General features: G+C 41.2%; 16 protein-coding genes and 2 pseudogenes. 4 read left to right on the plus strand and 14 right to left on the minus strand.

The features are described from left to right. Positions 1-27: 27 nt before the first annotated feature. A complete protein-coding gene (locus tag RMY31_RS34945) occupies positions 28-1,359 on the minus strand; it encodes a YcaO-like family protein (RefSeq protein ID WP_322663903.1) in 1,332 nt (443 codons plus the stop codon). After that, positions 1,356-2,477, minus strand: a complete 1,122-nt coding sequence (locus RMY31_RS34950) for a TOMM precursor leader peptide-binding protein (RefSeq protein WP_322663902.1) — start codon at positions 2,475-2,477, stop codon at positions 1,356-1,358. The genes RMY31_RS34945 and RMY31_RS34950 overlap by 4 nt, the downstream gene beginning before the upstream one ends. A gap of 261 nt (positions 2,478-2,738) precedes the next feature. Here RMY31_RS34950 and RMY31_RS34955 point away from each other — a divergent pair, with 261 nt between their 5' ends. The 4 genes and pseudogenes from RMY31_RS34955 to RMY31_RS34970 form a co-directional block, all read left to right on the plus strand. Further along, positions 2,739-3,131 carry a hypothetical protein gene (locus RMY31_RS34955; protein ID WP_322663900.1) on the plus strand — a complete coding sequence of 131 codons (393 nt, stop codon included), beginning with the start codon at positions 2,739-2,741 and terminating at the stop codon, positions 3,129-3,131. 657 nt (positions 3,132-3,788) lie between these two features. Then, on the plus strand, positions 3,789-5,612 hold the full coding sequence (locus RMY31_RS34960; RefSeq protein WP_322663898.1) for an ABC transporter ATP-binding protein: 1,824 nt from the start codon (positions 3,789-3,791) through the stop codon (positions 5,610-5,612). Positions 5,613-5,715: 103 nt separating this feature from the next. Beyond that, positions 5,716-5,944 (plus strand): annotated as a pseudogene (locus RMY31_RS34965) (transposase); the annotation flags it as partial. Continuing rightward, positions 5,928-6,093: pseudogene (locus RMY31_RS34970) on the plus strand (IS701 family transposase); the annotation flags it as partial. The pseudogenes RMY31_RS34965 and RMY31_RS34970, both read left to right, overlap by 17 nt. Before the next feature lie 233 nt (positions 6,094-6,326). On the opposite strand, the gene RMY31_RS34975 reads toward RMY31_RS34970, so the two are convergent. The 12 genes from RMY31_RS34975 to RMY31_RS35030 form a co-directional block, all read right to left on the minus strand. Next, positions 6,327-7,145, minus strand: a complete 819-nt coding sequence (locus RMY31_RS34975) for a hypothetical protein (RefSeq protein WP_322663896.1) — start codon at positions 7,143-7,145, stop codon at positions 6,327-6,329. Position 7,146: 1 nt separating this feature from the next. Continuing rightward, positions 7,147-7,431, minus strand: coding sequence for a hypothetical protein (locus tag RMY31_RS34980; protein ID WP_322663894.1), 285 nt, complete (start codon positions 7,429-7,431; stop codon positions 7,147-7,149). Positions 7,432-7,564: 133 nt separating this feature from the next. Beyond that, positions 7,565-9,574: an ABC transporter ATP-binding protein/permease gene (locus RMY31_RS34985; RefSeq protein WP_322663892.1), complete on the minus strand. Its 2,010-nt coding sequence runs from the start codon at positions 9,572-9,574 to the stop codon at positions 7,565-7,567. Between the two features lie 40 nt (positions 9,575-9,614). Continuing rightward, a complete protein-coding gene (locus RMY31_RS34990) occupies positions 9,615-10,352 on the minus strand; it encodes an SDR family oxidoreductase (RefSeq protein WP_322663890.1) in 738 nt (245 codons plus the stop codon). Beyond that, positions 10,352-11,053 (minus strand): hydrogenase nickel incorporation protein HypB, encoded by a 702-nt coding sequence (hypB, locus tag RMY31_RS34995; protein ID WP_322663888.1) that lies wholly within the window; start codon positions 11,051-11,053, stop codon positions 10,352-10,354. The genes RMY31_RS34990 and hypB overlap by 1 nt, the downstream gene beginning before the upstream one ends. After that, the gene (gene hypA / locus RMY31_RS35000; RefSeq protein ID WP_322663887.1) at positions 11,037-11,399 is read right to left on the minus strand and encodes a hydrogenase maturation nickel metallochaperone HypA; all 363 of its coding nucleotides are present in this window, start codon (positions 11,397-11,399) and stop codon (positions 11,037-11,039) included. The genes hypB and hypA overlap by 17 nt, the downstream gene beginning before the upstream one ends. Positions 11,400-11,402: 3 nt before the next feature. Then, positions 11,403-12,596, minus strand: a complete 1,194-nt coding sequence (locus tag RMY31_RS35005; protein ID WP_322663885.1) for an agmatinase family protein — start codon at positions 12,594-12,596, stop codon at positions 11,403-11,405. A 121-nt stretch (positions 12,597-12,717) separates the two neighbouring features. Continuing rightward, positions 12,718-13,887: a DUF6014 family protein gene (locus RMY31_RS35010; protein ID WP_322663883.1), complete on the minus strand. Its 1,170-nt coding sequence runs from the start codon at positions 13,885-13,887 to the stop codon at positions 12,718-12,720. Between the two features lie 47 nt (positions 13,888-13,934). Continuing rightward, the gene (locus RMY31_RS35015; protein WP_322663878.1) at positions 13,935-14,729 is read right to left on the minus strand and encodes a class I SAM-dependent methyltransferase; all 795 of its coding nucleotides are present in this window, start codon (positions 14,727-14,729) and stop codon (positions 13,935-13,937) included. A 47-nt stretch (positions 14,730-14,776) separates the two neighbouring features. After that, entirely contained in the window at positions 14,777-19,039 is a 4,263-nt protein-coding gene (locus RMY31_RS35020; RefSeq protein ID WP_322663876.1) for an amino acid adenylation domain-containing protein, read from the minus strand. Next, positions 19,036-20,913, minus strand: a complete 1,878-nt coding sequence (locus RMY31_RS35025; RefSeq protein WP_322663874.1) for an FAD-dependent oxidoreductase — start codon at positions 20,911-20,913, stop codon at positions 19,036-19,038. The genes RMY31_RS35020 and RMY31_RS35025 overlap by 4 nt, the downstream gene beginning before the upstream one ends. Positions 20,914-20,983: 70 nt before the next feature. Continuing rightward, a partial coding sequence (locus RMY31_RS35030; RefSeq protein ID WP_409879340.1) for an amino acid adenylation domain-containing protein occupies positions 20,984-26,699 on the minus strand: 5,716 nt, incomplete at its 5' end.

Raw genomic sequence — 26,699 nt, forward strand, 5'->3', positions numbered from 1 at the left:
CTACAAATTACGAATTACGAATTAGTACTAAGCCATAGGATGTGGGCAGGGATTTAAGTCACTTTCAGTACGTCGTCCACCATAACCCAACCTTTCTGGTACCTCAAACAAGCGCCGAGTCCCCAGTGGCTCTAATCCATAGCCAAAATATATAGGGACTAATTCACTTACCAAAGTCCGCACTACTCGAAAACCAAGCGATGCGATATCAGGAGTTGTAATCTCTACTAAATAAGGTTCAGCACTTACTGAATGCAACCTAGCAATTACTGATTGCAATTTCTCTGCTTCTGCTGAAGATGTGTAAGTTAATAAATCTTCGACTTTTACACATTGGTCATGGTGAAACAAAAAATCCAACTCACCCAGCCGAGCTGTTGTGTAGAAAAAAGCGCTGTGATCGTCCAAATCCTTAACATCTTCATATTTATTGAGATTAATCCCAGCACCAGCAGCCATGTGTTCTATGTCACCAAAACGGGCTTGGCAAACTTCAAAAATCGCCTTGCGAAGTGCTGTTGGCCCATCAAGATGACATCCCAGACCAGTTGCAACAGCAGGACTTTTACCTGAATGGTCAATTAACATTGCCATCACAACTGGGACTTTAATATCGGTGGTGAAGTTAAAAGCAACCAGTTCAATGCCAAATCGAGCGTAGTGGCGTAAAATTTCAGTCTCAATTCCTGGTCGGTGGTCGAAATAAATACGTGGAGCAGGTAAGCGATTTAACCATGTAATGATGAAAGCATCGCGCTCAATCAACTCGCACAAGCCACTATAGGCAGCAAACTCAAGAGTTGGGCCACTTGCCATGCCGTTAGAAGTCACGGGTAGAATATAATCTCCTGGTTGCTCCCCGTCCCAATCCAAATAAACAAAGAATGCTGGGATTAAAACCTGTTGCTTGCTTGCTAGAGCCAGGGCAGCCATCCACGAAGTCTGCGTTGTTGGATCGAAAGCTGGATAGGGAAAAGTTGGGTCAGAGTATTGTTTGTCAGAAAAGGAGAAAAAAGTTGGAGGAGAAACGGCGCGTTGGCTTTGCTCACCGTAGGCATCTTCTAATTCTGTGTAACTACTGAAAATTAGTTGCCTGTAATCAATGATACCACCGCAGTAGCGCTCTATAGCTTCGCCTATAGCACCAAAAATTGCTTGTTCATCAGTCATGCCCCTGCCTACGCCATAACGTAAATCATCCTGCTGTTTACGAAGCTGGAAATTTGCTAATTCAGCTTGCCACAAGACTGGCAAATCAAACTCTGTATAAGGTTTGGTAAACCTATTGATCGCGCGGATGATTCCAGTATGCGGGCTGACTAAATCGCGCCAGCGTGGACTAGCAACTGCTGCATTCACTGTGTTTTCTCCTGTCGTGAACAATGCGGACAACCAGGTTTTTTCAGCACAACGTTGTGAGTCAGCTTTGTGCTGAGCAAGTCTAGATGCAGTAATTTACCATTGGTGGCGATCGGTAGACCGAGTAACATTTTCACTGCCTCAAGAGCTATATAACTTCCAACCAACATCTGTCCTATCGGCAAACTTTCTCGCAGCCGTGGTTGAGAACGGCGTTCTCGGTCTAGAAACTGCTCAATCGCCAATTCTGCCTCTGGAAGCTTGGCACAAGCCATAGACCGCATCCGATAGCACAGATAGCAAGGGCCATCCTGAAAAAACACCAGTGGCCCAATAGTTCCTTCAACACCAACAGATCCGCCCGGTAGCAGTGGTCGCTGCATCTTTAGGCATAATCGATTCAAGCGATACGCTAGATTCACAGATACAGCATCGGTGGCCACAATCACGAGGTCAACGTCATCTAGTAAAGCATTTACTGTTGCGTCGTCAGTTAAAGGATCTGTGACGATTTCAGTTTGGGTTACTCCTGCGTTAGCGGAGCTTAACGAAGTTATCGCCTCAATTTGTTGAGCTGCTTCCACACCTTGAAAAGCACCAATTTTATTCACCTGGCTTGACATCATCAGGGAATCGCAAAGACGGAGAAAACCAATACCAGTAGTAGCCAAATTTGTTGCTGCTACCAGCCCTGAACCTCCGAGTCCGAAAACAGCAATTCTAGCGTTGGCTAATTGTTTCTGAACATCTTTTTGCTCAAAACCTAGCTCATGATAAAGGCTGATTTGAGGAAGTAAATAAGCATGACTATCTAAATCAACTGTATCCTCCGAAGATTCCATCACTAAGCGATTGTCAATCAAAAATTCTAAACATTGATTCAGTGAAGAATCTGTCAACTTTTCTCCTATAGCAGCCCGGATTTCTCCTATTGTTCGGGAGCCATCTAGTAAAGGTAATACAATTTTTTCTACATTATGCAGTGCTTGACCTTTTACTGTCAGCGTTCGTCGCGTCGTATTGAAGATCATAGTTTCTTCGTCATTGCAATCTGGCGGTGCAACGTGAATAACAATATGTTCTAATAGACGTAAACGCTGATTATCGTTTAATTTCATAAGCTTTGTTTTATTGTTTCAAGCTTCAGAAAAAATATGAAAACTCGGTTGTATCCGGAATGAGCGAAAGATTAAGTGGCAGTTCAAAAAAGAAAAAACCCTGTTTTTGCAGATTTAATACTCATGTAAGTAAAAAACAGGGTTTCTACGATTTTTTAGAGCAATAATTTGTGGCTCTAATTTCAGAAAAATTCGCTTTCTAGAATTACTGAATTGCTGTTCTATCTACAGGTTGTTTAATATCCGAATCCAACCCGATCAGTGTCTTCTATCACACCCGATATTATTCCAGAATCACTAATTTTACATCCACCACAACCTTTACATCCACCGCAGCCACTGCATCCGCAGCCACGGCATCCGCAACCACGGCAGCCACATCCACGGCATCCGCATCCACGGCATCCGCAACCACGGCAGCCACATCCACGGCAGCCACATCCACGGCATCCGCCGCAGCCACCACAATTAGCAAACCATCTTTGGGTAATCGGAGAGTCAGATTCTCCTGGCATTGCTAATTTTTCTAAAGCCGCTATTTCCTCATCAGACAACAGAAGTTGTTCTAGTTTGTCTACTTTATCTGCCAAACGCATATCTATTGTTTGTTGGGTCAGTGTTGTTTCTGCAAGCATTATCACTTACTCCTTTTAACTTCAACTTAATAGCCTGTCCGTAAATCTGCATTCAAATTTGTGAATTCCGTGGATGTTGTTTTTAAATCAACCAGTTTTCACTTTTAAACAAGCAAATGTGAAGAATGACCAGAAAATAATACAAAGATTAATTAATGTTTAACTATCATCTCCATCCAGATATAGTTAAACAACAAACACTACAGTTTTTATTCAGAGTCTTAACTAGTCCACAAAAGATCAAAATCACTTGATTGTAAGTGCAGGAAAATCCCAGGTGAGATTTGTTTTCCCTAAAACCTTGTCTTTGATAAAAATTTTGCTATTGTTAGCGTCGTATTGTCTTTTTTCGATCGTCTAATTTCTATAACAATATCTTTTTCTCTAGTTTTTTATTCTTTCTGAAGTAGTACTTTATTGATTATTAAAAGTAGTCTTACTCTTTCTAAAGTAGGATTATTTTTAGTTTTGATAGCACCTAAGATATTAAGCTGCATCGTGTTACTCGTGCAGAGAAACTAAAAAAATTGAGAATACAAAGCATCTTGACGGTTAAAAGCAATTTTTGAATAGTGTTCATAGCAAATTTCAAGTTGGTGAATTTTACAACACAAGTCTCAAACTCAGGGATCAAAAATATTTTTCTTAACACAGAATAAAAAATCAGGTTTAATTGATGAGCGATTTAAGAGTTTGGTTTGAAGACTACACTAGAGCTTTATTTCGTTCTCTACCCTTGTTATGGACAGCAGCACCGAAGGAAATGGTCTTTCTCGTCGCTGTCACTTTATTACAGGGGTTTCTCCCTGCTATAAGTGTTTGGATTACCAAGCTAGTGGTAGATACTGTAACAACGGCCTTGACATCGGGCAGAGAATTAAGCTACTCAATTTTGTGGCCTTTGGTAGCGGGATGGGTAGGAGCCTTGTTACTAGAGACGCTCTTGTATCCTTGGGTATTCGCACTTCAAGGAAATCTCAATGACAAGTTAATGGCTCACATTAGCTTATTGTTAATGGGTAAAGCTGATACTTTTCCAGACCTGAGCCGTTTTGAAGATTCTCAGTTTTATGATGAACTACAACTTCTCCAAGAACAAGTCAGCTATAAGCCGTTGAACTTACTGGAGAATTTGGTTGAATTAGGTCGGTCTTTTGTGACACTCATTGTGATAGTTGGGCTACTAATTCCCCTAGCTTTTTGGATACCACTGGTGATTGCGATCGCTACCATACCCCAAATAGTGGTTTCTTCCCAGTATGGAAAAGCTATTTGGCTAACTTTATTTGAGAACAGTCCTCAAGCTAGGAGAATGGAGTATTACACTTCGGTGATGCTCACTGATACCTATGCCAAAGAAATGAGGTTGTTTCAGCTAGGTTCGTTTTTTATCGGGCGTTACCTGCAAGCATTCCAGTCTTTACATCAATCTATGCGCCATCTGAGGGGCAAGCAAGCATTTTGGTCATCTAGCTTGGCTATTCTGAGTACTTTAGGGAATGGTTTTTCTTTTTACTGGGTAGTACAAAAGGCTTTCAGAGGAGACTTTAGCCCAGGAAGTGTGCTTCTGTTCGTACAGTCATTAACTTACTTCCAGAATAATCTAGAAAGATTTATTGCTAATTGGCTGGATCTGTTTGAAAATATTCTTTACATGCAGCAGTTTTTCAACTTTCTCGATAGTCCAATCCCAATGCCGCTGAGCATACCTGGAGAGAAAGTACCAACTCCGATTCGTTCAAGCATTACTTTTGAAAAAGTTGACTTTTGCTACCCAGATGGTCGATTAGCCCTCAAAGATATTTCTTTTACCCTGTACCCTAGGCAAACAGTAGCCATAGTAGGAGAAAATGGAGCTGGTAAAACTACTCTAGTTAAGCTGTTGACTAGATTATACGATCCAACGACAGGAAGTATTTTAGTTGATGGCATAGACTTGAGAAATTTAAATTTAGAGCAGTGGCGACAGCAAATTGCTGGAGTTTTTCAGGACTTTGGTCACTATGCGCTCACACTGGGAGAAAATATCGCTTTAGGAAACCTAGCAGCCCTAGAGCGTCCAGATATTCTGAGATATGCAGTTGAAAAAGCCGATATTGCCAAACTAGTTGATCGTTTTCCCACAAAAGGGGATACACCGCTGGGCAAGCAGTTTGGCGGTACAGAACTTTCTGGAGGTCAATGGCAAAAGTTAGCTCTGGCTCGTGCTTTTGTCCGCCAAGAAGCCCAGCTATTACTTCTGGACGAGCCTACTGCTGCACTTGACCCCCGCAGCGAGTCCGATCTCTACCTTCGTTTTATTGAGCTAACTGAGGGCAAAACTACCATCCTGATTACCCACAGATTGGCTTCAGTACGAATGGCTGACCGAATCTTAGTCCTTAAAGCTGGCCATTTAATTGAGGATGGCACTCATCAGGAACTTTTACAGCATGGAGGCGAATATACTACACTGTGGAATATGCAGGCACAACAGTACGGCATTTCTGCTCAACATTGACACACTCGCTGGCTCAGAGGATGTTTGAAAAGTCGGACAGGGTGTAAAAAAGCTCTCCCAGTATAAGCTGTGAATGGATAATAAACAGCACCGAGAGAGCAACATGAGTAAAGCATACCCCAGTAACCTCACCCGAACCCAATATGAATTTCTCAGTGACATGATTCCAGAAGCAAAACCCGGTGGTCGAAAACGAGAAATCGATATATGGGAAGTCCTGAATGCGATTTTCGCGAGTTCTGGTTGAAGGAGTGACATGGCGGGGATTACCAGGCGACTTTCCGGTCTGGCAGACGGTATACACCTATTTTCGGAACTGGCGCAAAGATGGGAAGATGGGCAAACAAACCTTTGAATACTTTTACAGAAGCTTTAGAGGCTTTCAGAACAGCTATGTATGCACCGATTTTTTGACTGGTTGACCCTCAATCATCACCTGTTTGCTTCTTATAAAGCCAGTTTAGGCTATATTTGGGCTTGATTTTTGTTTAAGTCCCGTTAATAATTTCAGTTGTACTGTGAGGCTATGGAATGGAGAATTGAGGAATGGAGAATTGATGGTTGGGGTGCAGCATTTGAAGTCTTATGAATACTTGCCGCAGGAGTGTCAACAAATGCAGATGATCTGCGATCGCATCAGCAGAATATATTCCGATTCTCTGCAGGAGACAGTCAAAAATCTGTTGCAGTATCAAATAAGTTAAGACCAAAAAACTAAATCTCCTCCCGCATTTTTCCAATAAAAGAGCTAATTGTTATACGCTCTCCAATGCCTGGTAAGACTTCATGAAAATTACGGCTGTTGAAGATAACCAAATCTCCTGTGAGTGGAATATTATGCTTTACTTCTGAGTTAGCTACTAAGGAAGAATCGTAGCCATAGGAACCAGGAATTTTATATTTTTCATCTTCAGGCTGCCACTGGCAGTTGTAGACTTTGCAGATACCACCTTGGCTAGGAGCTTTAATATATACATTCCATACTAGTTGAGAAGTAATATTTCCTATTGTCCAATCTGGAGCATCTAACCCTGCAAAGTCTAGGTGTAACAAGGCAATATTGATATGACGTATCAACCCCGCAAAATAATACCCATACCCTTCATTTTCGTATGCAATTTGTACTTTACTTGATACATTCTGGCGCAAAATTGTTGCTAAACGTTTTAGCGGGTCAAAAGATAAATAAGTTACTTTATTATAAGTTTCAGTAGCTTTTCTAACTCCATCAAAATATCCTGATTTATTCCTATTCCTATATTCAAATTGAGTAATGCCAATTCTGCCTATAGGTGGTTTTACATTTATATAAAAATCAAACCCAACTTTTTCAATTGCTAATGCTAATTTATGGCATTCTTCAATTGAAGCAAAGCGAATGTCTATATGTTTTAAATTAATTTCTAAGTGCGGATTTATTATAATCTCACCAGTATTGGTGTAATGCCCAACAATCACATAACGACCCCCATTTCTCGTCATATTCAAGCCCTCTTTGACAGCAATGGGAATACTTGTGGCTTCAATAGTCACATCAGCACCGTTGAATTTCTTTGAGCAGAAATCTTACAGATTCGGTTTTGCTTCGTTCTGAATATATCAGCTTAAGAATGCTTTCAATTCCAAAACTCGCTATATATTCTCCGATAATACCTACAAGACCAAGCAGTCCTAAACCGCCTAATAAGCCCAACGGCCCTCCCAAAGATGAGAGTAGAGTAACAACAGCGACGACACTACCCCCTGATGTAGCAGTTGCAATCACAAACAGTATGCCAGGAAGACCTAAACCAGCAATTTTTTTGACGAGTTCATCCATTTTACTTACCTATCGATCCTCAATTTTTAGTGAAAATAAGCCCATCACAACCGTTTATATATTTGTTATTTTGGTCATATCGTTTTAATCTCTAAACAAAAATAAACTCTAATCTTTAAAATACTCATAGACATTAAACTCTTATCCATTTCAGCACATGAGTATCTTTATCATAACGGTAGGTAAAGCCGTCCCTGGCATTAATCGATTCGCCTTTGCTTGCCTTACTTCTAATAGTTTTAATGGAATAGAAGGTTAATTCAGCCATTTCCTTATGAGAAAGTCCTTCACTTATGGCTTTTTGGCTCAATCTTTCTAATTGATTCTGGTTAGGCAAACTATCCTTAGTAATCCCAGTGTTGTCAGTAGAGTTCTGAGTTATTTTTTGATTTCGATAATCTTGCACAGTTAAAACTTGCCAACTGGAATCTTGTGTAAGTTCCAGAACCCATTGATGATAATCAAATAGGCTTTCCCGGTGTCCTACACTGATAAACGTTGTTTTCGTTGCTTGTAATTGTTGATATAAACTTGCTTCATTTTTTAAATCCAAAGCACTTGTTGCTTCATCTAATATTGTGAACCGAGGATGAGTCACTAATAGGCGTGCGAACGCAAGGCGTTGTTGTTCTCCCAATGACAATATATTCTCCCAAGGAACTTCTGTATCAAAGCCTTCAATTCGACTTAGCAAGTTTTGTAGATTCACTTGTCGCAAAACGTCCTTAAGTTCTGCGTCAGTCATTTGACGATTAGTTTTCGGATAGAGTAACTGTTCGCGCAGAGTTCCCAAGATGATATAAGGACGTTGTGGTAGGAATAAGACATCTTTTAAGGTAGGTCGCACGATACGACCAGTTCCCGCATTCCATAAACCAGCGATCGCTCTCAATAGAGAACTTTTACCTCTACCACTTGGCCCAACAATTAATAAACCTTCTCCCGGTTGAACGGATAATGATAAATCTTCAACGATTACCTGTTCAGAGTTAGGAGTTTGCAAAGTGACGTGTTCAAAAGCCAGATGATTTTCTTCTATTGTTTTAATAGTACTGGCATCTTCTGCTTGTTTAGTTATGTTTTCTAAAGCATCTGAAAACTCAGATAATCGCTGAACATAACTAGAAAATTGTCCGGCAATTCCAAATTGAGTGATTAATTCTCCCAAAGCAATAGCAAATAGATTACAAGCTAAAGCGGCTTGTCCAAGTTGTCCAAAATCAATTTCATCTCTAATATATAAAGGTGCAAGTACTAAAAAGGGAAATATTTGAATAACAGATTGATATCCTCTACTAAAAATTTCCAAACTTCTTTCCCAACCTATCTTGCGTTCAATATTCTTGAGAAGTTTAATAAAACGCCGTTCCAGGATATTTGATTCTTGGTCTTCTCCTTGAAAAAAAGCTATCGATTCAGCGTGATTTCGCACATGGGTTAAGGCATAGCTGTAGTCAGCTTTAAATGACAGTTCCTCTTGATTAATCTTAGTTAATTCTTGATTTAAGTAAACAGCAATTAAATTGCCTAGTACCGTATAAGCAAGTAGAATCAGCGCAATATTTTGAGAAATTGACCAAACAATTATTAAGAAAGTCACCATTTCTAAAGCTTTTTCCAGAAAAGTAGCAGAAAAGTTCAGAGCATTAGTAGTAACAGGTTCAATTTCTTGAGATAGTCGCTGATCTGGGTTATCAATATCTGCTTGAAAATTTATTTTATAATAAGCACGATTACTTAAATATTTATCTAAAATCTGATTATTAAGGCATTTGTACCAATCAAGAGCGATTTGTTTTCTGATGAATTTAGAAAATCCTGCTAAAAGGGTTACGCAGACAAGTACAACAATATTTGTTATTAAAATATTAATAAATTTAGAATAATCTCTGTCTTGAATTAGGCTATCAACCAGATAGCGATTAACAAAACTATTATAAGCAGTGGTACCCACAAGACCGATTATTAGTAGTATCAGCAGAATCAGTGTCGCCCAGCTACGGATCGCATCTGAAAACGCTCTTTCTCCTGGCTTGGTTGGATACCAGTAAGACCCAGCGATCGCTTTGATATCGCCCCAAAATTGAAGAAAATCTGAAAAAGGATTTTTCTGAGATTGAGCTTGAATAACTTGGGTTGTCATATTTTATAATCTTGATTGTCAGAAGCAATTAGTGTTGTGATTACAGCAGGGTTACACCACCATCCACAGGTAAGATAACCCCTGTAATATAAGGATTTATCATCAAACTCAACACTGCTTGCGCCAGTTCTTCTGGTTGCCCAAGATGCTGGGTAGGTAAAGCTGTTTCACCCCATTTTGACAGATCCGCTAGCTCAGACTCGCTTTGATATGTCAATACGCTTCTATCCTCGATTATGCCAGGAGCAAGAGCATTCACACGAATTGGTGAGAGTTCCAAAGCTAACGTGCGCCCAAATACTGCAACAGCCGCATTGGCGGCGGCGATTACTGAAATACCACCCATCTTTGAAGGTTTGGAGATAGTGACACTGGATGTCAGGGTAATCGAGCCATCAGCCGCTATATATTTCACCGCCGCACGCACAGCATAAAACGTTGCCCAGAATTTTTCCATCGCACCTTGAGCCGTTTGGGTTGTCATCTCTGTTAACAGCGATCGCGGCATATTTCTATCTGGTACAGCCGTGACAACTAAATGATCGAAGTTGCCAATTTTCTCAAATAGCGCATCAACGGAAGCCTCGTTCAAGATGTCAACAGCGATCGCTTCAACATCAAAAGAAACTAAATCCTTGAGTTGATTTAATTTGTCTTGTGAGGGCCCTGATATGACTACCGACGCTCCTAGTTGAGATGTTTTAGTGGCGATCGCTAGATCGATCCCCGAGCTTGCGCCAATAATCACTACTTTTTTGCCTGATAGCGACTGAGACATTAATTGATTACCTTCTTTTTACTTTTTACTTGCTTTTTAGTCTGTTTACGCAACCAATTAAACCAAATTTCTAATCCTTCACCTACTTTAGTAGAAACAGGAATAATCTCAACATCAGGATTTATCTGACGAACGTTTTTTTCAATTTGGCTAATATTAATATCTAGATAAGGAACTAAATCTATTTTTGTAATCAGCAGACAATCTGCCTCTTGAAACATAATCGGATACTTTAGTGGTTTATCCTCTCCTTCTGTAATGCTTAATAAAGCGACTTTTACGTGTTCTCCAACTTCAAATTCAGCAGGACAAACTAAATTACCGACATTTTCAACTAATACTAAATCAAAGTCTGAAGGATTATATTCATGTTCCAGACGATGGATACCACCAGCTACCATTTTAGAATCTAAATGACAAGAACGCCCTGTATTAATAGCGATTACAGGGACATTATATTTCTCTAGACGTTCCGCATCTAAATTAGTTGTCATATCGCCTTCAATGACGGCTATTTTTAACTCATTACTTAAAGCCGCCAGTGTGCGTTCTAATAACGCAGTTTTCCCTGCGCCAGGACTACTCATAATATTGAAACAAGTAATTCCCCATTCATCAAAATGCGCTCTGTTATGGTCAGCACCTTGTTGATTGGCGTGCAGTAAGTTAATTCCTAATGTTGCGTCAAATGTTTGATGCATAAACGTACTCAATTTTATCAATTTTCAACTCTCTACCTGAGCGAATATCCTCCATTGGAGAATTGCATGTAGGACAAGCGTACTGTAAACCAATTTGCGGTGAATATTCCTGTTGACAACGATGACAAAAAGCAATCAGTGGGATTTCTTGAATAATTAGTTTAGCTTTTTCTAAAAAGGTGTTGCGTGTTTGGACTTCAAAAGCAAATTGTAAACTAGCCGGTTCAACGCAAGTAAACTTACCGACAGTTAAGTGAACTTGAGAAATTTCTAGATGTTCGCTTTGAGATTCCCACCAATCTTTTACTGTTAAAATCAGTGCTTTTGTCATGTCAGTTTCGTGCAAAATTTACCTCCATTCTTCAACTAATTCGGGTTGGGCTTCGGGATGAATATATGCAGGCTTTTCTTTGCGCGGTAATTGACCGGATAAAACTAGATGTGCCATTGCATCGCAAATTACTCTTGTCGCCATTAATGATGTCATATCACTAATATCATAAGGCGGTGAAACTTCCACCACCTCTAAGCCACAAACAGGCACATTTTGGATAATTTTTCCCAACAAATATAAGGCTTCACGCGGTAATAAACCACCAGGTTCCGGCCAGCCAGTCCCAGGTACAAAACCAGCATCAATACAATCAATATCAAAACTGATATAAACGCAATCTGTACCGTCTAATGCTCTTTCTAGAGCAAAATCAACGGCTGCATCTAAACCCATTTCAGTAATGTCTGTGACTGTTAAGATATTTGTGGCTCTTTCTCGGCAGACTTTCACACCTTGACGCGGTACTTGCCAGCCACCAATCCCCAGCTGTACTAGGTTTTTAGCTGGAGCATTTTTAATATTTGTGGCGTGAAACCAAGGACAAGTGTGCATTCTTTCGTCTAAGTCTGTTTCTTGGGTGTCTACATGGCGATCAAAGTGAATAATTCCTACTTTTTTATCGCCTAAATGACGACAAACACCCCGAACAGTAGGAAAACCAATTGAATGATCGCCTCCCAAAATTATTGGAAATGCACCAGAATTGAAGATATGTGCAATGCCTTTAGAAATTTGGTCAAAAGACTTTTCATTATTAGCTGGAATAGTAAAAATGTCGCCTACATCACATAAAGTAATCTGCTCGCGCAAGTCTACACCAAATTCAAAATTATAGGGGGTGTATAATGCAGAAATGCGTCGAATTCCTTGGGGGCCAAAACGCGTCCCAGGTCGATAAGTAGTTCCAGAATCGTGGGGAACACCAACGATCGCCACGTCATATTCACCTACTCTTCGTACATCCTCCAAATACGGTGCTTTTAAGAAAGTATTAATCCCTGCAAAGTGGGGAAGTTCGCCGCGCGAAAAGGTAGGAATCGAGCGATCGCGTATACTTTCTGCCGCTTCTAACCCTAATTCTAGTCCTCTGGAAACCTCCTGTTGCCAACCTGTAAGCGGTAAATTGGCTTCTTTTTCTAACGCGCGTCCGGCTTGTGTAGAACGTCCCTGGAAATGAGAATTAGGATCGCTAAAAGATTGTTCACTCATATATATCTTAATGGCATTATTATTTGTAGCTAACCTTTATATCGTATAGCGATGTGGCAAAATTGTTTGAGTCGATTTATTCTTCATTATTACAACAATCCTAAAAATCAAGAATAAGTTGTTATTGTAACTTGGCCCAAATTCCTTGACAGCGTTCAATAACTAGTCCCTGAAAAATTGATTGAATTGAAGGGTGAACTTCTATTTTGTACAGAGAAAAAAGACCAGTAGGACTTTTAATATTTAACTCTCTTCGAGTCAAGGATAATGCTTGCGATCGGTGGAGTTCCACAGCTTGAAGTAAACCTGGATAACTCAAATTACGTAAAGCTAATTGACCATTTTTTGTGATATATATGGCATCATTTTGAAAAAGATGTTCTAAGCTCAAAAGTCCTGCATGTACATCCACATCTTTTTCTAAGCCTCCTAAACGGTGAGCGTCTAAGCCAAAGCGGATGCAGAAATTCACAGCTACTAACTTCCCAGCTTCAATTGCAGGTAAAGCGCAAGCTGCAAACTCAAACCCCAAGCTATCAGCACGCCATTCCTCTGTACCAGCATAAGTATAGTTTTGGAAAAACTTATGCTTTAACTTGAAGTCAAATCCTAAACCACTCGCGTGTCCAGCTTCATGCACTTGAGTATCTGCATGGCGATAGCGTTCGTAATTGATTTCATCTTCTAAAGGTTCTAATAAGAAATTAGCCGTTTCATATTCAAAGATTTTTTGGATACATTCGCGGCTAGAACCTAAAAAACGTCGTTGCTGCTCGCTTGCATTGTTTAATACGGGGCCAGAAGCACTGTTAGCAAAACACCATCTATACGGGACAACAAAAGCTTCACCACTTTCACCGTTGATATTACCGCAACTGGCAATTTCGGTAAAAGAATAGTTTCTTGGAACTGGTTGGCTGAGTTTGCCAAATTTTTCCCGGCAGAGATTTTCTAATTGTTCGATAGATGGCTCTTGGGTGTCGTGTAGTTTCCCATAAATTGCACTTAAAGCTACGTGGGGTTGGGATTGTCGGTTGATTTTGTAAGGTGCAATAATTAGGAAATAACCATTTTTCCCTATAAAATCCTTATTAATAAAGCCTTCAGATAAGATATTCCAATCGTTGTTTTCTAAAGCATCCGCTGTTTTTAATAGCCAACAAGAAGGAATTTCGCCAGAGTTTACCGCCTGTTGACGTAGTTTTTTGATAGCCCTGGCGATTTCATCTCGCTCAATATCTTGGACTATTTCTTTAGTTAATTCTTGTTCGTTGGTACAAATTGTTGTCATTATTCTATCTTTTTATTTGCTTGATTCATTAATTTCAAATCCACAATCTAAAATTGTTTGACTGGCTTTTTTATTGCAACTAACAAATAGGTTATAGATGAAGAACTTAGCAAATTATCAATGGCAGATATATTTACCTGATAGGTTTGTTCATCTATCTCTCCTGCTTGCCATTCTGTTTCAATTGAAGATTTTAGATATCGGTAATGTGTTAGCCAGCACTCATCTGTTACGTCCACAAATTCTAAGAGTTGAAATCCTGCTTGTTGATAAAGATTTTTATACGTCTTAATATCTTTCTCTTTAACAATATTTGTTTGTGGAACAATCCAATCACCAAAAAGCTGTGTATTATCAAAAATGATATCAGAGAGAATAAGATGACCACCTGGTTTTAATACACGCCAAGCTTCTTGGATAAACTTCTTTCTAGTCTCAAAGTAGAAGGCAGCTTCTACACAAATGATGTTATCAAATAAATCATCATTAAATTCCATTTCTACAGCATCCATGCAAATAAATTTGCATTCTGGGGAGTTAATTGTACATCTTTCAATTTGTTGGGATGACATATTAATACCCACAACATCATTAGACGAATAATACTTGAGTAAATAATTAGTCGTTGCGCCTAAACCGCAGCCCACATCCAGAATATTACCCTGCTTTTCGGGAAGAAATTCTAAAAGCTTTTCTATCAGGTTATGACAAGCTGACTGCTGATTCTGAGTATCCTCCAGCCAATAACCTACATTAAAAAACTCTTCTTCTCCATATAATTTTCTAGTCACTGGGTTGAGAATTAAACTGTCGAAGTTGCTGATATATTCGCTTTTATCCATTTTCACCTTATTAGCGATCGATTATTAGTTAATAATTCTCCTCTTAACTACTCCTTTACTTTCTGGATACAAGCCTTCAACCTTTCGGCTAAAACTTGCACATGGGGTTCAGCCATCAGCGTGATATGATTTCCTAGTACAAATTGGATATCCACTTCAGAACAAAACGCACTCCAGCCCAAGGATAAGTCCTTTGTATTCTCAGCATTTAAATGATTATTCGGGTCGTCTGCTAAATCCTCCTCAGCCCGTAGAATTGTCAGTTTACCGGGATAAATCTGTTTTGGTTGATAATCAATTAGACACAAACAACTGGTTTTATAAGCTTCTATCAAATGTCGCAGTTGAGAAGTTTGTGCATCAGGAGGCAACATATTAGCCATTTTGAAATACTGTAAAACGTATTTTAGTTGCTCCTCCTTAGTTAAACCTTGGAGAGTTTCGTAGGAAACATCAATGTCTTTATCTAAATAAAGTTTGATTCCTCTACTCACCTCAACCAACCATCTAACATTATCCCAATCAACATAATCAGCCAGGAATTGCTTGTCTTTATAGTTGGATGCAGAAGCATCAATTACAGCTAATAAAGCAACTTTATGTCCTTGAGAAACCAACTGCTGCGCCATTTCAAAAATAACGTTACCGCCATAAGAATGACCTCCCAAAAAGTAAGGCCCCTGTGGCTGTACAGTTTGCATTGCTCGTATATAATGACTTGCTATATCTTCCAGTCGGGGGGATGAACCTAATTCATGTACATTATGTTCAAAACTATATAAAGGTTGGTCTTGTCCTAAATAACGCCCTAAATGATAGAAGTAGTAAGGGCTACCAGGAGCGCCAGGAACGCAAAAGAAAGGTACATTTGAACCATGCGGCTGAAGTGCTACCAAACAAGAAAAATTAAATTCCTGGGAGTCTTTTTGAATAATTGTCGCCAACTGTTCAACAGTTGGATTTTGAAAAAGAGTTGTTAGGGGTAAATTTTTCCCAAATTGCTGCTGAATTTGAGTCATTAAGTAACTAGCTAAAAGCGAATGTCCACCCAGATCGAAAAAGTTATCTTGAACGCTTATCTTGTCAACCTTGAGAATTTTTGACCAGAGTTGTATTAATTGCATTTCTAACTGGTTACGGGCTTGGACAAATTTTTTGGAGTTATCTGTGTAAGAAATGGCTTTTAATGCACGGCGGTCTACTTTACCGTTTTGTGTTAATGGTAGAGATTCCAGGATGACAAAAGCCGATGGCAGCATATAGCTAGGCAGTTTATTACTCAGGAACTGGCGCAGTTGTTCCGTTGTGATGGTAACTCCTTTTGGCGGTACTACATAGGCAACTAACCGCTTCTCGCCAGGGGTATCTTCATGGACGATGACGCAACATACTTGCACATCTTCATGTTGACTAAGGACAGCTTCAATCTCTCCCAACTCAATACGGAAGCCCCGAATTTTTACTTGGTTATCAATTCGTCCTATGTATTCAATATTGCCATCGGGTAAATAACGTACTAAATCTCCCGTTTTATATAATCTGCTCTCTCCTGCCTCTTGCCTTCTGCCTTGTGCCTCCACAAAAGGATTAGGAATGAATTTCGCTTGTGTTAACTCACTTCGGTTGAGATAGCCACGTGCTAGTCCCGCACCACCAATGTGTAATTCTCCTGGCACACCAACGCCAACTGGTTGGAGATATGCGTCTAAGATATAAACTTGTGTGTTACTAATGGGGCGACCGATGGGGATTGATTCTATATTTGCCTCATTCGTTCTAGGGATAGGGTAACAACAAGTAAACGTTGTGCTTTCTGTAGGTCCGTATCCATTAATGATTTGTGTAAGAGGCAGATTTTCTAAAGCTTTACGGACGTGAGTAACCGAAAGTGCTTCACCGCCAATGAGTAACTGTTGAATTCCTGACAATGCTTTTTCGTCATCATCAATGATGGAGTTAAATAAAGCTGCCGTTAGCCATAAAATCGTAATGCCATGTTTTTCGATTACTTCACGCAGATTTTGAGATGTGGGAATCGTTCCTGGGAACAGAACGCATTTTGCACCATGCAGTAAAGCTCCCCAAATCTCGAAGGTAGAAGCATCAAAAGAAATTGGGGCTAACTGAAGAAATGTTTGTGTGGCATCTAAATTAACGTAATTTGCGCCAAATAATAGACGATTCACGCCACGATGAACAACTTCAACTCCTTTAGGCTGACCTGTAGAGCCGGAAGTATAAATTATATAAGCTAAGTTAGTTGCTCGTACATCAGTAGTGGCATTATCCTGACTACATTGCTCAATCAAGTGAGCGTCACTATCCAAACAAACTACCTGTGCAGTATATTCAGGTAATTTATTAACTAGCGATCGCTGAGTCAGTAATACGGAAATTTGAGCATCACGCAGCATAAAGCTTAAACGCTCTTGGGGATACTCAGGATCGAGTGGTACATAAGCTCCACCTGCTTTGAGAATGCCCAATAATCCCACAATCATGTCTAAAGAACGCTCTACACAAATACCAACTAGCTGATCGGCTCCTACACCCAAGGACTTGAGGTAGTGCGCCAAAGAGTTAGCGCGACAATTCAACTGGTGGTAAGTGAGTTGTTCATCCTCAAACACTAAAGCCACAGCATCCGGTGTACGCTGCACTTGTTCCTCAAACAACTGGTGGATACATTTATCAGAAGGATAGTTTGTTTGAGTATCGTTCCACTCCACTAACAATTGATGGCGTTCTGCTGCACTCAACATTGGTAATTGGGCAACTCGCGTTTGTGGATTTGCCACAATTGCTTGAACTAAAGTTTGAAAATGCTCGGCTAGGCGGGCGATGGTTGTCGCCTCAAATATATCAGTGTTGTAACACCAAGTAGCCTCCAGACCACCGGGTACTTCCCAGAAGTTAATTTCTAAGTCAAACCTAGCTTGCACATCAAGTGGTAAGGCAATGTTCTGCATATTTAAACCTGACAAATTACCCGAAGATTGTGGGGCATTTTGCAGGGAGAACATCACCTGTACCAGGGGGTTCCGACTCAAATCTCGTTCTGGCTGAAGTTTTTCCACCACCATCTCAAAAGGTAAATCTTGGTGGGCGTAGGCTGACAAGGTTGTTTGCCGTACTTGTGCCAAAAATTCTGCAAAGGTGGGGTTGTCTGAAAGGTTTCCTCTCAATGCTAGGGTGTTAGCAAAAAATCCCATTAACTGCTCGACTTGGGAGCTGTTGCGGTTGGCGATGGGGGAACCAATAAGAATATCTGACTGACCGCTATAGCGAGACATTAACACCATAAAAGCCGCCAGTAGCGTCATAAACAAGGTTGTTTCCGACTCTTGGCTCAACTGCTTGAGGCTTTGTGTGAGGTGGCGATTTAGGAGAGAATATTCGACTCCACCCTGAAAAGACTGGAGTGGGGGTCGTGGGCGATGCCTACGGCGAGCTTCGCTAACGCTTGGTAATTCTAGCACCAAAGGCGCACCTGCTAACTGTTGTTGCCAGTAGCTCAGTTGACGTTCCAAAACTTCGCCTGTAAGCCATTGGCGTTGCCAAAAGGCAAAGTCAGCATACTGGATGGTCAATTCTGGGAGTGGGTTGGGCAATCCTTGAGTAAAAGCTGCATAAGCTAGTGAGAATTCCCCAAAGAAGATGCTTAAAGACCAGCCATCATAAATAATATGGTGCATCTTCAACAGCAGTACATAATCCTGTTCGCCCAATTGCAGTAGAGTAAACTCTACTAATGGCCCCACAGCCAAATTAAAAGGCTTGGATGCAATGTACTGAGCCATTTGCCGAATTTGGGCTGTTTGTTCCTCTGCTGACAAACCCTGTAAATCATGGATGGGTAAATTTAAGGCTTGAGGAGGAGCAATTTTTTGAATAGGTTTTCCCTCTACCGTGGGGAAAGTGGTTCTTAAAACCTCGTGGCGACGAATCAATTCACTCAGGCTTTGTTCCAGTGCAGCTATATTGAGAGAGCCGTTGAGCCGCAACGCCTCTAGCATATTGTAAGATTGACTGTCTGGTGAAAGCTGCTGTAAAAACCAGAGTCTTTGTTGGGCAAAAGATAGGGGTAAATCTTCCTTTCGTGAGACGGGAACAATGGCTAATTCACCAGAGCTAGAGGCAGTTTTTGTTTCTTTTAAAAAGGCGAGAATTTCTGGTTTGATTGTGCCTATTTTTTCCTTAATTTCTGCTGTCATTGCTCCTTTAGGAGACTGATAGCGTAGCTTATCTTCTTCCAGCCAAATTTTAATATCTAAACTATTTAAATAAGATAAAAATTCTACTACTTTCATTTGCCAATTGCCTCCCAAAGCTGTTGTTTGACCAGTTCTAAATTGCGCGGTTCGCTCTTAGGCTCAAAAAGTCCATCAGCCTCCCATGTACTAGCATCGAGACTAATTGCCCAAGCGTTTAACCAGGAATTAGAGCTAACTTTAGGTAACATCTCTGGCATTGTATCCTCTAGAGCCAAGTGAAACATAATTTGCGCCACTTCCTCCAACAGTTTGAGGCTAAGGAAATAATTTTCCAGAATTTCTGACTGCGTTTGATTATATTTTAAGTTGCGCGATCGCAGTTCATTAACAAAAGGAATCGCTAAATAATCAATAAATTCAAAATTAACCCGATGCAAAGATTTATTCGCCCAATCTCGACACAAATGTTGCATCCGGTAGGAAAGGGGGAAAAATTTACTATTGTTATGTTGAACTTTAATTCTCAATTGCCGATTCAGGAAGATAGAATTAAACATCATCAAACCGCTGAATGTCCATCCTGCTAAAACATCCCAAATGAATTTCATGGACATTGCTGTGCCGTTACCCAAGCAGTAATAGGCGTTTTGAATATTAAAGGTTACTCCATCGCTATAGCTTAGATAAAAGTGATTAGCATTTTCAACTGTATCCTCAACAAGTTTACCTTCAAGATCGAGTTCAATCATTTGGGTAGTTAATGAATTGCCAAACCCAATATTATCTGTACCTGGAGAATAAAATGGATCGGGAAATGTCCCAGCTTCCCCGACACAAGCCCAACGATTCAAGGAAAATACTTGTTTGGATGAGTAACTATATTTAGGCATTTTCTTAAAGTCTTTGGGTTGTCTATCTTTTAAATGAAAAGCCAAAATTGGTTCGTTTTTCTTTAACCATTGATAAGCCAGTTCATAGTTATGATAATTCTTCAAAGGATGAATGTCTTGGCGAGCGACAATTCCAATACTGGTATAACCAGTAGACAAAGGAATTGTCCAAACCCAGTATCCTTCACCGCATAAATGATTAGTGGAATAATAACGGTTTTTGTGAGGAACGCGATTATGCCATTTTTCTTCACTACTAGGCACAAAATCACACAGATCGAAGCGACCATCAACTCGAAACCAAACAGCACCAAATTGCTCGTTATTAGGTTTATCTAAATTCAGTTTTCTCTGGAGAAATCGACGGCGACCCATTGCATCAACTACCCACCGTGCTTTAATTATATTGTTTTTTTTATTATCTCCATTCCCCTGAGTATAAACAATTTTATGATGTTGCTGTAACCCGACCGCGAGTTCAATATCATTAACTAAACAATTTTCTATTAATTCTATTCCCGCTTGCACATTAAACTGGCGTAAATCATTTTCTAATTTTCCCCTATCTATTTGATAAGAATTAGGAAGATGAAACTCTGATAATCCGAGTTCAGGTCTGTTTTGAAAATTAGTTTCCCAATTGTTGAAAAAATATCGCAATCCCAGCTTAGTTAAATGTTGTTGTTCAAAGTAATCAGTTAACTGAAGAGTATTAGCTAAATAGAAAGCTCCTACTTCAACAGTTGATTCTCCAACTTTAAAACTAGCTTCAGGTAAAGGACGAGTCATTCTATCGAGAACTACAACCGAAATATTAGGCTTTTGAAGTTTTAACTGCCGTGCTAAGGTTAAACCTGCTAAACCACCGCCACAAATGGCAACATCATAAGCTTTTTCTTGATTTAAAGCTTCAGCTTCTTGGCGCAATAATACAATTAATTCTTCCTTACTCTCCTTTAACAATTCCAGTAACTCTGGTGTCATTATCCCTTGGGGTGAACGATAGCGTAGCTTATCGTTTTCGACCCAGACTTTTACTCCTAAATGATTGAGATAAGATAAGAATTCAACTGTTTTCATAGGTTAAATTTCACCAAAATTTAGCAGTCGTGTAGAAGATACAAACAAATCTATTTTGGTAGAGAGTTTTTCATAGTTCTCCTTCTTCGTAATCTTCTTGGATGTTAGTAATAGATGGTTGACCGTCTTGTACTAAACCAACTACTTCAATGATTTGGGCTAAGTTAGCTACCGTTGGATATTCAAGAAAATTTTGTAAGGACAATTCCACCGAGAACATATTACGTAGACGAGATATTACTTGCGTTGCTAGCAGAGAATGTCCGCCAAGTTCAAAGAAGTTATCATAAATGCCAATGCGATCGCTTCCTAAAACTTCACTCCAAATCTGCACCAATTGAGCCTCAATCGGTGTGCGGGGTGAAACAAAGTTAGTACCAAGATTTCGCACAGCCGTATCCGGTGCAGGTAGAGCGCGACGGTCTACTTTACCATTAGGTGTCAACGGCAGAGCATTGAGCAGGACAAAAGCTTGGGGAACCATGTAATTAGGTAGCTTTTGTTCGATAAAGGAGCGCACTTGCGGCACAAGCTTTTGGACTAACTTGCCGTATAAGGGATTATTAGTATAGTCAGCCCAAGATTTGGTAGTAATGCTGGAATTATCCCAGAAGACGACTCTTTGCTCTTGTTTGCGGCAGAAAATCACATCATAAGCACCATTTTGACTACTACACCACCAACTGAGGTGGACAGTGTAACCGAGTTGTTGCCCCAACTGGTAGAACTCTTCGGGGTTAATCCCCTCTGTTGGCTGTTTTGCTAGTAGTTGGCGCAGTTGTCCCACAGTTTCCACAATAGGAGGATTTTCCCACCATTGCCAAATCTGTATTGCTTGCTGCACTCGTTGATTAGGTACGCCTCTAATTCCTAAAACTTCTGGCTGTTGCTGGAGTTGATTTTGAATTTGTGAGAACGAAAGCCTATCTAATTGCCAGTTTACCCAGGGAACTACCGTTGTTTGGACATCAGCATCTATATGCAGGGTGACATCATAGCGGAATTGCGTTAATTCATTTTGGGCGTAACCGCGTTTGGGCTGAATCTCTACCCAAGTAATTTGGGGAAAACGTTGTTTGAGGGCGATGAAGAAACCAGGATCGATTAGCAATTCTTCCTCAGCAGCTACACTTTGATTAACCTTTTGCTGCCATTGCTCAATAGTTATTTCTTCAGTAGCTTGGGACAACTGCACGGCTGCATGATATGGCTCCAAAAGAGGTAAACTGCGGATATCTCCCAGGAATAGCTTACCTTGAGTGTCAATTGCCGCGATCGCACCTGCAATGACCTGCAACAAATAATCCACACTGGGGAAATACTGCACCACTGAGTTAATCACTACAGTATCGAAGCTCCCTTGGGGAATATCTGCAAAGTTGTCCGCCATTCGGTGCAGCAGGCGCACATTGTTTAAACCCACTGTTTGACATATCTGTTCAACGTGCTGTAGTGCCGCACTAGAATAATCACAGCCCCAATACTCTTGACATTGCGGAGCCACACGAGATAGCAGTAACCCCGTACCACAACCAATTTCTAACACTCGCTGCGGTGAAACCGACAGGATGCGATCGACAGTATTTTCCACCCACTCGCGCATTTCCCACTCTGGAATGGCTTCCTTGGTGTAGGAACTGTTCCACCCAGAAATATTGAATGTAACATCATCTGTGGATAGTTGCTGTTGCCCATAAGCTTGCTCATAGAGCATTTGCCAATCGGAAACATACTCACTCTGCAATTGCGCCAACTCCTGAGGTAATACCTTGTTTTTCAAAGCTGGGACTAAGTAAGCCACCAGTTGTCGCTCGCCATTGCGATCGATGGCGACAACTACACCTTCTTGTACCAAGGAATGTTGGCTAATTACGCCTTCAATTTCCCCTAATTCAATACGCAAGCCACGCACCTTGACTTGATTATCGATGCGTCCCAAATATTCAATTTTGCCATTTGGTAAATAACGCGCCAAGTCCCCTGTTTTGTAGAGTCTTGCATCCGGTTCATTGCTAAAGGGATTGGAGATGAATTTCTCATCTGTCAATTTTGGGCGATTGAGATAGCCTCTGGCTAATCCTACACCGCCAATGTGCAGTTCTCCCGGTACACCCACGGGAACTGGTTGTAAGTGCTTGTCTAAAATGTAGACTTGGGCGTTGCCAATGGGACGACCAATGGTAACTTTCTCGTCCTCAAGATTGCATTTGGCGATGGTAGCGCAGACGCTGGCTTCTGTCGGCCCGTAACCGTTGAAGAAGTTTCTGCCAGTTGACCATTGTTTTATTAGTTCAGGTGAACAAGCTTCACCAGCGACAACGATCGCTTGCAGTGATGGCAGTTCTTCAGTTGGCAGGACTGCAAGGGCTGATGGTGGTAGGGTGATATGGGTAATGCCATAGTTGCGTAATCGCTCAAGTAATGGCATACCCGGCATGATGGAATCTTTTGTTCCCAGGTAAAGGGTTGCTCCTGAACCCAAAGTCATCAAGATTTCGGATATACAAGCATCAAAACTAAAGGAGGCAAACTGAAGCACGCGACTCTTAGAATTTACACCGAAAGCTTGAATCTGTGCTAGAGCTAGGTTATACAATCCTCGATGCTCAACCATCACACCCTTCGGTTTACCTGTGGAACCGGAAGTATAAATCACATTGGCTAGATGAGAAGCCGTGACAGCACTAGTGAGGTTATTTTGGTTGTTTTCGTCAATTTGTGACCAGATTTCATCAATGAAGACTAGGTTTGCGCCTGTTGGGGGTAGTTTTTCAACTAAGTGCTTTTGGGTGAGCAGTATCGGGGCTTGAGTATCTTGGAGCATATAGCTGAGGCGATCGCTAGGATACTCACTGTCAAGCGGTACATAAGCACCACCAGCTTTGAGGATTGCCAGCAAGCCTATAATCATTAAAGGCGATCGCTCTACACATAACCCTACTAGTACATCTGCTTCCACACCCAACGACTGCAAGTAATGGGCTAATTGGTTAGCACGACTATTTAACTCGTAGTATGTGAGTTGTTCATTACCAAATACCACCGCCACCGCATCAGGGGTACGCGCTACCTGCTCCTCAAATAACTGATGAATGCACTTATCTTGGGGATAATCCACTTCAGTCGAGTTCCACTCAACTAACAACTGATAGCGTTCTTGCTGAGTCAGTAGGGGAAGTAAGGCTACTTGCTGCTGGGGTTCATCAACAATTGCCGCTAACAAAGTCACAAAATGCTGCATCATGCGGCTAATAGTTGCCGCGTCAAATAAATCCCGGTTGTAAGAGCAGAAGCCTACAAGACCTTCTGGTGCATCCCACAAGTGAACTTCTAGGTCAAGCCTTACTGAGTCGAGTCCTGAAGCCATCCCTTCCACCTTCACATCAGGCAGATCCCAAGGAGAGGAGGGAGCATTTTGCAAGGCAAACATCACCTGCACCAAGGGGTTGCGGTCTAGGTTGCGCTCAACTTGCAATTCTTCGACTAACATCTCGAAGGGCAAATCCTGATTATCATAGGCATTTTGGGTAACTTCTCGCACCTGCCTTAGTAAACTCTCAAAGGTCGGCTCCCCAGATAAATCAAATCTTAGTGCCAAGCTATTGACAAAAAAGCCAATTAACCCTTCTATCTCTGTACGATTGCGATTGGCGATGGGTGAGCCAATTACCAAATCGGTTTGTCCACTGTAGCGAGACATCAACACCACAAAACCCGCTAGCAGTGTCATAAATAGCGTACTTCCAGACTCTTGAGTGAGCTTTTTCAACTGCTGCGTTAGCTGACTATCTATTTGCAGTTGCTCTGTACCGCCTCGGAAAGTCTGTATAGCTGGGCGGGGGCGGTCTGTAGGTAATTCTAATAGAGGTGGCGCACCTGTTAAATGTTGCTTCCAGTAGGTTAACTGACGCTCTAATACCTCATTTGTCAGCCATTGACGCTGCCACACAGCAAAGTCGGCATACTGTACGGGTAATTCTGGTAACTGTGCAGTACTACCTGTTGAAATAGCTTTGTAACAGGCTGATAGTTCATTGATTAAAACGCCCATTGACCAACCATCGGCAGCGATGTGGTGTATTGCAAATAGTAATACGTGTTCATCTGGTGCAATTTGCCACAGTTTGATTCGTAGTACAGGGCCATGAGCCAAATCGAATGGTTTGCAGGCTTCTTGTGTCGCCAGTTCTTCGACTTTTTTGGTGGGATCGGACTCATGCTGTAAAGCGATCGCTCTTAAGCTGATGGTCGTGTTGGGTTCTATGACCTGGACTGGCTTGTTATCTTTCATTTCAAACCGCGTCCGCAAGGGTTCATGACGTTGCACTATCTTATCAAAGGCTTGTTCCAAAGCTGTAACATTCAGATTTCCCAGCAAACGCACGGTGAAATCTATAGTGTATGCACCGCTTTCTCCTTCCAGTTGATTGACAAACCACAGTCGTTCCTGCGCCCATGATAGAGGTATATCTGCGTTTCTGGAAACAGGTACAATTGGCGGTACTGTTAGAGCTGAACCTGTTTGTAGTTGCGCTAATATTGCTTCACTTAACTGGGCAATTGTTGGTGATTCAAACAGATAGCGTAATGGCAATGAAATTCCAAAGGCTGACTGCAAGCGAGAAATTATCTGCGTCGCTAACAGGGAATGTCCCCCAAGTTCAAAGAAGTTATCATGTATGCCGACTTGCTCGATTTTCAGCACTTGCGCCCAAATTTGTGCCAGTGTTTCTTCAACGGGGGTGCGAGGTGCAACAAATTCTGCTGTGGTGTCTAACTCTGGTTTTGGCAGGGCGCGGCGGTCTATTTTTCCATTTGCCGTGAGGGGTAAGGATTCCAGGATTACCAACGCCTGGGGCATCATGTAAAGCGGCAGATGATTGGATAAATATTGACGCAGTTCGCTAGTTGTGGGTATCTGTTGGGAATACGGTACAATGTAGGCGACTAACCGCTTGTCACCTGGGATATCTTCGCGCAGGATTACACAACTAGCTTGCACATCAGCATTTTGGTTGAGTATAGCTTCAATTTCACCCAACTCAATGCGGAAGCCACGAATTTTGACTTGATTATCAATCCGCCCTAAGTATTCAATGTTGCCATCTGCCAAGTAGCGTGCCTTATCCCCAGTTTTATACAGACGGGAATGAGCTTGATTGTCAAAAGGATGAGCAATAAATTTCTCTTGTGTTAACTCATTTCGATTGAGATAACCCCGCGCCAAGGAAGCCCCGCCAATATGCAGTTCTCCCGGCACACCAATCGGTACTGGCTGCAAATACTCATCTAAGATGTAGACTTGTGCGTTAGCTATCGGGCGACCAATTGGCGGTGCAATATTTTTCTCTTGTCCATCAGCCACTACTACACCAGAAGTAGTGACAACTGTATTTTCCGTTGGGCCATAGTTATTCACCACCTGGAAAGGTAGTAAGTTGGATGGATAGCGATTGAGTTTATCTCCTCCAGTCAGTACAGTCCGCAAAGCTGTATTTTGCTTCCATTCCAGAGATAATAATTGCTCGGCTACTGGTGTGGGTAGAAAACTGATGGTTATGTTCTGGGATAGCAACCAATCTTGCAAATCTACCTCAGATCCCAAGATTCCCGGTTTGATTAAATAAATACTTGCACCTGCCGAGAGATAAGGCCACAATTCCCACACAGCCGCATCAAAGGCGGTGGAAGCTACTTGCGTGGCTTTGTCAGATGCAGTGATTTCAAAAGTACGTTGATGCCAGAATACGAGATTGAGCAGTGCTTCATGGGCAACTAATACTCCT

Origin of the sequence: Dendronalium sp. ChiSLP03b, from assembly GCF_034531165.2 — a bacterium.
GTDB classification, from domain to species: Bacteria; Cyanobacteriota; Cyanobacteriia; order Cyanobacteriales; family Nostocaceae; genus Dendronalium; species Dendronalium minutum.

What these genes read in the sequence shown, in the direction of transcription:
- RMY31_RS34950 (WP_322663902.1), bottom strand. Translation starts at nt 2,477, where the DNA reads ATGAAATTAAACGATAATCAGCGTTTACGTCTATTAGAACATATTGTT.
- RMY31_RS34960 (WP_322663898.1), top strand. Translation starts at nt 3,789, where the DNA reads ATGAGCGATTTAAGAGTTTGGTTTGAAGACTACACTAGAGCTTTATTT.
- RMY31_RS34980 (WP_322663894.1), bottom strand. Translation starts at nt 7,431, where the DNA reads ATGGATGAACTCGTCAAAAAAATTGCTGGTTTAGGTCTTCCTGGCATA.
- RMY31_RS34985 (WP_322663892.1), bottom strand. Translation starts at nt 9,574, where the DNA reads ATGACAACCCAAGTTATTCAAGCTCAATCTCAGAAAAATCCTTTTTCA.
- RMY31_RS34990 (WP_322663890.1), bottom strand. Translation starts at nt 10,352, where the DNA reads ATGTCTCAGTCGCTATCAGGCAAAAAAGTAGTGATTATTGGCGCAAGC.
- hypB (WP_322663888.1), bottom strand. Translation starts at nt 11,053, where the DNA reads ATGCATCAAACATTTGACGCAACATTAGGAATTAACTTACTGCACGCC.
- RMY31_RS35005 (WP_322663885.1), bottom strand. Translation starts at nt 12,596, where the DNA reads ATGAGTGAACAATCTTTTAGCGATCCTAATTCTCATTTCCAGGGACGT.
- RMY31_RS35010 (WP_322663883.1), bottom strand. Translation starts at nt 13,887, where the DNA reads ATGACAACAATTTGTACCAACGAACAAGAATTAACTAAAGAAATAGTC.
- RMY31_RS35015 (WP_322663878.1), bottom strand. Translation starts at nt 14,729, where the DNA reads ATGGATAAAAGCGAATATATCAGCAACTTCGACAGTTTAATTCTCAAC.
- RMY31_RS35020 (WP_322663876.1), bottom strand. Translation starts at nt 19,039, where the DNA reads ATGAAAGTAGTAGAATTTTTATCTTATTTAAATAGTTTAGATATTAAA.
- RMY31_RS35025 (WP_322663874.1), bottom strand. Translation starts at nt 20,913, where the DNA reads ATGAAAACAGTTGAATTCTTATCTTATCTCAATCATTTAGGAGTAAAA.